At 44.3% G+C, this 8,038-nt stretch carries 9 protein-coding genes; 4 read left to right on the top strand and 5 right to left on the bottom strand.

The genetic code is table 11. The features are described from left to right. Positions 1-155: 155 nt before the first annotated feature. Positions 156-782 (bottom strand): hypothetical protein, encoded by a 627-nt coding sequence (locus C7B77_RS18065; RefSeq protein ID WP_146138387.1) that lies wholly within the window; start codon positions 780-782, stop codon positions 156-158. A 351-nt stretch (positions 783-1,133) separates the two neighbouring features. On the opposite strand from C7B77_RS18065, the gene C7B77_RS18060 reads away from it, so the two are divergent. Continuing rightward, positions 1,134-2,105 (top strand): hypothetical protein, encoded by a 972-nt coding sequence (locus tag C7B77_RS18060; protein ID WP_106307867.1) that lies wholly within the window; start codon positions 1,134-1,136, stop codon positions 2,103-2,105. Here C7B77_RS18060 and C7B77_RS18055 read toward each other — a convergent pair. The 3 genes from C7B77_RS18055 to C7B77_RS18050 form a co-directional block, all read right to left on the bottom strand. Further along, a complete protein-coding gene (locus C7B77_RS18055) occupies positions 2,102-3,340 on the bottom strand; it encodes an acetate/propionate family kinase (protein WP_106307864.1) in 1,239 nt (412 codons plus the stop codon). The genes C7B77_RS18060 and C7B77_RS18055 overlap by 4 nt on opposite strands. A 376-nt stretch (positions 3,341-3,716) precedes the next feature. Beyond that, positions 3,717-3,869, bottom strand: coding sequence for a hypothetical protein (locus C7B77_RS30120; protein WP_181243909.1), 153 nt, complete (start codon positions 3,867-3,869; stop codon positions 3,717-3,719). Positions 3,870-4,069: 200 nt separating this feature from the next. Next, positions 4,070-5,035 carry an aromatic ring-hydroxylating dioxygenase subunit alpha gene (locus C7B77_RS18050; RefSeq protein WP_106307861.1) on the bottom strand — a complete coding sequence of 322 codons (966 nt, stop codon included), beginning with the start codon at positions 5,033-5,035 and terminating at the stop codon, positions 4,070-4,072. 190 nt (positions 5,036-5,225) lie between these two features. Between C7B77_RS18050 and C7B77_RS18045 the strand changes: the two genes are divergently transcribed. Then, positions 5,226-6,548 (top strand): four-carbon acid sugar kinase family protein, encoded by a 1,323-nt coding sequence (locus C7B77_RS18045; protein WP_106307858.1) that lies wholly within the window; start codon positions 5,226-5,228, stop codon positions 6,546-6,548. Between the two features lie 230 nt (positions 6,549-6,778). Here the strand turns inward: C7B77_RS18045 and C7B77_RS18040 are convergent, their stop codons facing one another. Next, the gene (locus tag C7B77_RS18040; protein ID WP_106307855.1) at positions 6,779-6,988 is read right to left on the bottom strand and encodes an Hfq-related RNA-binding protein; all 210 of its coding nucleotides are present in this window, start codon (positions 6,986-6,988) and stop codon (positions 6,779-6,781) included. An 82-nt stretch (positions 6,989-7,070) separates the two neighbouring features. Between C7B77_RS18040 and C7B77_RS30115 the strand changes: the two genes are divergently transcribed. After that, entirely contained in the window at positions 7,071-7,244 is a 174-nt protein-coding gene (locus C7B77_RS30115; protein WP_181243908.1) for a hypothetical protein, read from the top strand. A gap of 23 nt (positions 7,245-7,267) precedes the next feature. Further along, entirely contained in the window at positions 7,268-7,981 is a 714-nt protein-coding gene (locus C7B77_RS18035) for a hypothetical protein (protein ID WP_146138385.1), read from the top strand. Positions 7,982-8,038 lie beyond the last annotated feature (57 nt).

Here is an 8,038-nt window from a genome sequence, read left to right as displayed (position 1 = left end):
GAGCCGGATGAGTGCGAAAGTCTCAAGTCCGGTTCTTAGGGGAGGGGAGAGCGGCGACGCTCGAACCTTACCCGACTTCGTTAAGCACGATCAATTAGATATTGCCAGCAAGCTCTAGTAGAAGTTATATTTTGTAGTGGCGCAATCGGGCTTCATTAAAAAGGGACTGTATCATCATTACTGAAGAAATCATCTTGCAAGGTAGTTTTGTTGTAAATATAGTAATATTCATGCCGATAATTACAATATTCCTTATGGTCAAAATCACCCTCCCAGTCATTTGTTCGCAGCCATTTTTTCAGCAAAGAACATGCTTTTTGCCTTGAAATGAATTCGCTTTCGTCATTACTTTTCCATTCTACTACTTTAGAATATATTCGATTTATTTCTCCCTTGGCATTTTTCAAATTTTCTTTCCATTCATTTGTAAGACTCGATATTCCAGATAGCATCCATCGATCGAGATATATATTGATTGTCAAATGATTCTTCCATTGGTTGTAAATCATGATGGAATTGCATCGTTCGTATTCTGTAACCCCATCAACCCATAAAGTTTCTTTTTTATTTGAATTTTTCCAAGTTTTCTCTATCTCATAGATACAGTCTATAACAGAATCAAGGTTGTCGAACTCTTTTGCATATATAACATAGTCTTCGATATCATCAAAATAGCTATCATCCTTTACTTGCAAACACTTTTCTTTCATGAAGTCAAGAAAGGTCATGTTTGAGTCGCAAGATATTTCCAATCTGGAATAAAAGTTATTAGCCTTATTCATAACGACTTAATTCTTAATCCATTCAAACTTTTATATTTTTTGACTGACTTCACTTTAATTATCATATATTGCGTGCAATTCTTGTCCATAAATAAGTAGGAAGAGCTGTAGAGTGGGCAGTACCCACCGCTTCAAATAAAGACGGAGTAGGGATTTAAATCTATTCTCCAATCGATCGATTTCGGTAAGTTCGATCGCTATTTATTAGCTAGCTCGATAGCCTCTGTGATGTTACTCGATCGCGATCGCTCCGATCTTAGCGATCGCATTTAATATACTACTCGATCGTGAAAACTCAACTAGATCGATCGTTAATATTATAATGTAGTGCCCGAACGCTCCCGCTTCCACATGACAGATAAACCCCACCATCCTCATGATAAATTCGTCAAAGCAATATTCCCGCTCCTGTTTCCCGCCCAAATTGAAGACACCCAACGAGCAGTCAGACTCAAAGAAGAACTCTTCATTGACATCTTCTACAAAAGCTTAACCAATCCCAATCCCATCAATCCTCGCCAAGAGCAACTCTTAGGCATGTTAGGACGGATGATGAAAATTCATCCCACCATCATCGTCGAACACTACAGCCGCTACCTCAAACCCGAACATATCGATAGTTGCATTTTTCGCAAACAAGTTTATTGGTATGGTGAGAACGATACCCGCACCGAGCGTTCTGGAGATTTGCGCTTGGATAAAAACACGGCAAATCTACCAACTCCTCTATCCCCAGACATGCCTTTTACTTGGATCTTGACATCTCAATGCGGCAATAACTTACTACATCGCACTCGTGCCGAACCCGATCCAATTTTTGGCAAACATGTCTACAGATTAGATCCGCAAACAGGGATTGGTATTGTTGTCTTAGAAAAGCTTGCTTATTCAGAAGATACAATGTTGCTCAAGCTGCTGAGTAACAATCCCGACACCGTATTGAAAGCCTATCGCGACATCGATCGGTTGTCTCCCGACCTACCGCTGGCCAATGATATAATTTCAGCATGTAACGAATACTGCATCCATATTCAAGGACTCACAACAACCGCATCGCTCGATCTACAAGAAATAAATACCATGAGCATTTTGCAACGAGAACCTGCTTATCAAAAGCGCGTTAAAGAACTCCAAGCCGAAGGCGAAGCTAGAGGCGAAGCTAGAGGCAAACTGGAAACAGCAAAAAAACTCTTATCGGCTAAATTTGGCCAGGTTTCACCAGAAATCGAAGCCAGACTGGTGAGCATGACAGCAGACGAGTTGGATGACTTGCTGATTAGATCTTTGGAATGGAGTACTTCAAAGTCTCTATTAGAAATTTAGGTATTACGATCGATTAAATATTGCCAGCAAGCTGTAGCGATTTGCCACTCTTCTTGGGTGTGAATGGCAAGCAATCTAACTGACGATCGATCGGTGGCTAAATCGCGATCGGGTGGGATGGAAGTATTATTGAAATCTGGGTCGATTTCTACACCCAAGAAAGCTAATTTTGTCGCCACAGCAGCCCGAATTCCGGCCTGATGTTCGCCGACTCCGCCAGTGAAAATTAGGGCATCTACACCGCCTAAAGCTGGCACTAGAGCCGCAATTCTGGCGGTAAGTCGATCGATATACATATCCAGGGCTAATTTGGCGCGCTGGTTACCGGAAGTGATGGCTTTATCGATCTCGCGCAGATCGTTAGATACTCCGGAAACGCCTAATAAACCCGACTCAAAATTTAATGCTCGATCGAGTTCTTCAATTGTATATTCTCCTTCGCGTACTAAATGGAGAATTATCCCTGGATCGATCGAGCCGCACCGCGTCCCCATCATCAATCCATCCAGCGGTGTAAATCCCATCGTCGTCTCGATACATCGTCCGCCTGCTACCGCAGCCAGGGAGCAACCATTACCCAAATGACAACTAATTAAGCGTAAGTCCTGGAGATCGTACCCTAATAGCTCTGCTGCACGACGGGTACAATACTCATGGCTAATACCATGAAAACCATACTTTCTAATCCCCCGCTCTAACCATTGATAAGGTACGGGATAAACATACGCTACTTCTGGTAAATCCCGATAAAAAGCCGTATCGAATACGGCTAGTTGGGGGATATTCGGGGATAACGATTCGATCGCGTCGATGCCCATCAGATTAGCAGGATTGTGTAGCGGTGCGTAGATCGATAATCGATCGATTTCGGCTTTGACTTCGGCTGTAATAAAGGTCGGTTGACGATATTTTTCGCCCCCGTGGACGATCCGATTGCCGACGATATCGATCTGGGTGATATCTTGAATTACCTGGGTTTTGCCCTTACTCAGCCACCCTAATAAGTCGTGGATATCTGCCGTTCGATTAGCTTGCGTTCGTTCTTCTTCGATCGCATCATCCGTAGTTTTGGCCTTTAATATTGCCGTATCAGAGGAACTCCATTCGATTTCTCCCGTCCATAATGGTATGACTGGCTCTAAGGGCAAGTTGTCTTGTGTCAATCGATACAATCTAGATTTAAAACTGCTCGACCCAGCATTCAGCACTAAAATATCGATTGAATTATTTAACATTTAATCTACCGAGCTTAGAGTGAATAGTAAATAGTGGATAGGGGATAGTGAATTGTGAATTGTGAGTAGGTTGGGTTTTGTACCTCAACCCAACAACACCAGTGTTGTTGTTACAGTTGCTCGAGCTTTAATTGAGATTAGTTAATAACCATAAATAAAACCATAGATAGTGTTTATTTAAATCTATCTTTCGACCGAGCATCATCTCGCTCCAACGGTAGGCTCGATCGACGCACAAAAAAAGGAAGACTACTCTTCCTCTTGCATTATTTATCGACATTCACTGCACTCGATCGCTTGCCAGCACTATTATTGGGACACATCATCATCACCTGAAATATCGATTAGATAAACTCACAATTAAGTTAGCTATCTTTTATACCATTATCGGTACTAATTGTACGCATTCTTGTACTGTTTCGATCGAGTAAATTGTCCCCACCTCGATCGTTTTTTGTGGTGGCTTGAATTGAATATTTAAATAGAGCGAGCAAGCAAGCGCGACCGCCAAAACTACTTTTTCAAACATCCTCGTTGCTCCTCCTTCTATTTACATATAGTTACTTTATCTTTAAGCTTCTTAGTTTAATTATGGCACGCAGATTAGCAGCGACTGTAATCTACGTCACGAAAATTTAGGCTTCAACACCAAAATTGACCATTAGATAAAAATCTTAATTTGAATTTTAGATTTGTGAGATAGATCGCAGCAGTAAAGATAGCGATCGGCTAGATTGATGGCTGACGGAGTTTTCGATACTGTAATTGCAGCACATCAGCAGCTACATACAATTCGGCATTGACATCGGTGGGGATAATTTGGGGACGTTGGGATTCGACGATCGGCTGGTCTTGCTCGAATATTTTAATCGTGCGCTTATAGGCATCGCCATCTGCCCATTTACCTGTAAAAAAGCTCCGAAAATTAATCCATTTACTGACGGTGGTATGCAGATCGATCGGGACGTGTGCCGTCCAAATTGTTAATTGGCCGAATGGTAAATAAACTTCTAAGAATGTCAGGTTGGGCAAGAAAAAACCCGTGCGAGTTTTAATTGGTGCGCGTTCGCCTCTGACTAAAAATTTCCATAAACCTTTCGGAGGTATCGCAGCTAAATATACTGTCGCACTAGCACCATCTGGATAATTTTCGATTTGTAAATCTTCGATTTCTGGTCGATCGGGATTGCCAAAAGCTCCCGCATGAACGAACGGTGCGTGAGCAAAATCCAGGCCATTTTCGAGGACGCGCTCGTAATTTGCATTCCAATGAAACTCACCTTGAATCGATCGTATTGTGCCAGATTCGAGCTGTGGAAAGTTGGGGAGAGTGGGGATTTCTTCAGCCGCACCATCGCTTAAAAATAACCAAATCCACCCATATTTTTCGCCAACGGGATACACAGTCATTTTTGCTGACTTGGGGATCGTGGCGGTAGCGGCTTGAGATGGGATTTTGCTACAAGTCCCATCAGTTCGATATTGCCAGCCATGATAGGGACAGACGATACAGTCGTTTTCGAGCCAGCCATTGGCAAGAGCTGCACCACGATGGATGCAATTATTATCGATCGCCTGAATGCGACCGTCGGCTGTCCGATACAATACTATTTCTCGATCGAGAATTTTTATTAATTTGGGGCTGGTGCCGATCGCATTACAAAACTCGACGGCATACCATAAGTTTTTTGACATGTTATCTGATTAAATAATGAAGGGTTTAACTAAGAGCTAACTGAGCAATCGTTGGGGATCGATCGACAATAAACGTGCGATTGGATCGGCTCGACTTTGAACGACCCGAGCAGTTTCAACGCTCGTGCGGATCGCCAACAAGTTGGTTATATTGATGACACACACAAACTTCTTCAATCGGTAATTAACTATGACAGATCGATCGAAAATCATTGTTCTCGATGACGACCCTACCGGATCGCAGACGGTTCATAGTTGTCTGCTCTTAACGCAGTGGGATGTACCAACATTGAAGTTAGGGTTGGCCGATACCGTGCCGATTTTCTTCATTTTGACAAATACGCGCGCACTCGCACCCGATCGCGCTGCCGCAGTTACCACCGAAGTCTGTCAAAATTTGAAGGTCGCCTTAGCCGAAACTCAGATCGATGACTTTATCATCGTCAGTAGGTCGGATTCTACCTTGCGCGGACATTACCCGATCGAAACGGATGTCATTGCTGCCGAATTGGGCGGTTTTGACGCTCATTTCTTGATGCCAGCCTTTTTTGAAGGCGGCAGAATTACGCGCGATAGCATTCATTATCTGCTAGTAGATGGTGTCGAAACCCCAGTCCACAAGACTGAATTCGCTCGCGATTCGGTATTTGCGTTCAGTCATAGTTACTTACCCGATTATGTTGCCGAAAAAACTCAAGGTCAAATTCCTGCCGATCGCGTGGTACAATTTTTGCTCGCTGAGGTGCGGAGTGGTAGTTTAGATCGCTTGATGCAGTTGGAGCGCAATCGTTGTTGCGTCGTCGATGGCGAACGCCAAGCCGATTTCGATCGATTTGCAGCAGATATTCTCACTGCTGTCAGTCAGGGCAAAAAATTTCTGTTTCGCAGCGGTGCCAGTATCTTGACTTCGCTTGCCAATTTAGGCCCCCAACCCATCCCCGCGACAGATATGTCTACATACGTCCGCGATGGCAAATCAGGGGCAATTATCGTCGGTTCCCACGTCCAAAAAACCACCGATCAATTAGCAAAACTGCTTGAAGCTCCAGGGATTGTCGGCGTGGAAATTGATATTTCCCAACTAGTCGGCGATAATGCCTCGATTAGAGCGGGATTATTGGCCTCGATCCGCGATCGAATCGATAATATTCATGCCACTGGGGACACTCCCGCCATCTACACCAGCCGCCAAGAACTCACCTTCAACAGCATTCAAACCAGACTGCAATTTGGTGAAGCAGTATCCGCACTCCTGATGGACATTATTCGCTCTCTACCCCACGATATTGGCTTTTTGATTAGTAAAGGTGGAATTACCTCTAATGACACCCTCAGCAAGGGATTAGCCTTGTCCACAGCTCGATCGATCGGCCAGATCCTCCCCGGCTGTTCGGCGATCGTCACATCCACCAACCATCCTCAATTTCCCAACCTCCCCGTCGTCCTTTTCCCCGGCAACGTCGGCGACGCCGATGCTTTAGCGACGGCTTATTTACGCTTAGTTGGGAGCTAGAGGGGTGGATGGGTGGATGGGTGGATGAGTGGACTCACATCTTGCACCAAAACAGAGTTACTAGTTTTTAGTGAACAGTGAACAGTGAACAGTGAACAGTTTTAGCACTTACGAGTAAGTTTTAAGGCTATTTTTATCAGTCATTTTGTACTGGTGCAAGATGTGAGGTTGTGAGATTGGAGATTGAAACCCCATCCTCCACAATCCACAATCCACAATCGACGATCGAACTATTGGTGCTGAATGTAGGCGATCGCATGACGGTAGATGAGTGTTTTGCGATCGTTAGCATCGGTAAAAAATAAACAATCGGGATCTTGCCAGACAATTCTGCCTGCAAACACATCGCCAGTCACTAATTTGATGGAAACCTCAATCTTATCTTTGATCGCTCCTTGAATTTGGCGGGTACTGGGTAAATTAATATCGAGTTCGGACATATTTATAGATTTGGGTAGAAGATGTTTCAGGAAAAATGAATTACGCAGGTGTAGATCTAGCTATTCACTCAGGTTGCTAGTTATGACCGAAGCGGTAGGTACTGCCGATCGGATTGCTGAGTCCGCCATCAGCGGACTCATTTATTTAGCTAGTTCGTCAACGAGCAATGTTTCCAGCAGATTTTGGCTGGACAAGAGCGAAATTTTGGATGTATATGGGATCATTATTCCCAATTGTGACACTAGTTTTAGCTAGACTAAAGTATTTTTATGAGTGTGATGAGATCGATCCTGCCCTGTCGGCTGACAAACATCGTGCTGGTGTCTGCGAGTCTATGTTGGATGGCAACTGGGATGAATGCGATCGCGACTACCCCACCAACCAAAATTGCACCCCAGACTCGATCGTTAGCACCTACAGCACTCGATACCCTCATCGTTCCTGGCAAACGCGCGGGTGCAATTACCGCCAAAACTACCTATGCGGATCTGGTAAAAATCTATGGCAAACAGCGACTGACAGGGACTAAAGTTTATGGGCCAGAAGGACTAGTTGTATTTTCTGGTACGCTGGTTAGATTAGGTAAAAATCGGTCTGTCACAGTCGCCTGGAAAGATGCCAAAAAAATTCAGCCACTACATGTAATTATCGACGATTTCACTTGGAAAACAGCAGAAGGAATCGGCATTGGGACGAGTTTGAGCAAATTGCGCCAAGTTTTGGGCGAGTTTAAGATTACAGGCTTGGGTTGGGACTATGGTAATCAAGTAGTCGGGCTTTCTCCCGCCATCCAAGCGAGGTATCGTGGCTTGATGATGTTTGTCAGTCCCGATCGATTGGCGGCTCAAAGGTTTCCCAAAGATTTGGAGGCGGTCTCAGGAGATGGTGTGACTCCCTCGGCTAGCGATCCGCACTGGAAACCACTGAAGATGAGGGTTTCGGGGCTGACTGTCTATTTTGCCGAGTCTAAGTCGTCCACAGCCGGAAAATAATAGCACTACCGATCGCGGCTATCATGCAAGTAAGCTATTAAACAACCCTCTCTACAT

This window comes from Chamaesiphon polymorphus CCALA 037 (assembly GCF_003003845.1).
GTDB classification, from domain to species: domain Bacteria; phylum Cyanobacteriota; class Cyanobacteriia; order Cyanobacteriales; family Chamaesiphonaceae; genus Chamaesiphon; species Chamaesiphon polymorphus.
The sequence above is the reverse complement of the archived record's forward strand: the minus strand, read 5'-3'. Positions and strand labels throughout refer to the sequence as shown.

Excerpts from the sequence above, each read along its gene's own strand:
- C7B77_RS18065 (WP_146138387.1), bottom strand. The coding sequence starts at position 782 with ATGAATAAGGCTAATAACTTTTATTCCAGATTGGAAATATCTTGCGAC.
- C7B77_RS18060 (WP_106307867.1), top strand. The coding sequence starts at position 1,134 with ATGACAGATAAACCCCACCATCCTCATGATAAATTCGTCAAAGCAATA.
- C7B77_RS18055 (WP_106307864.1), bottom strand. The coding sequence starts at position 3,340 with ATGTTAAATAATTCAATCGATATTTTAGTGCTGAATGCTGGGTCGAGC.
- C7B77_RS30120 (WP_181243909.1), bottom strand. The coding sequence starts at position 3,869 with ATGTTTGAAAAAGTAGTTTTGGCGGTCGCGCTTGCTTGCTCGCTCTAT.
- C7B77_RS18050 (WP_106307861.1), bottom strand. The coding sequence starts at position 5,035 with ATGTCAAAAAACTTATGGTATGCCGTCGAGTTTTGTAATGCGATCGGC.
- C7B77_RS18045 (WP_106307858.1), top strand. The coding sequence starts at position 5,226 with ATGACAGATCGATCGAAAATCATTGTTCTCGATGACGACCCTACCGGA.
- C7B77_RS18040 (WP_106307855.1), bottom strand. The coding sequence starts at position 6,988 with ATGTCCGAACTCGATATTAATTTACCCAGTACCCGCCAAATTCAAGGA.
- C7B77_RS30115 (WP_181243908.1), top strand. The coding sequence starts at position 7,071 with ATGACCGAAGCGGTAGGTACTGCCGATCGGATTGCTGAGTCCGCCATC.
- C7B77_RS18035 (WP_146138385.1), top strand. The coding sequence starts at position 7,268 with ATGAGATCGATCCTGCCCTGTCGGCTGACAAACATCGTGCTGGTGTCT.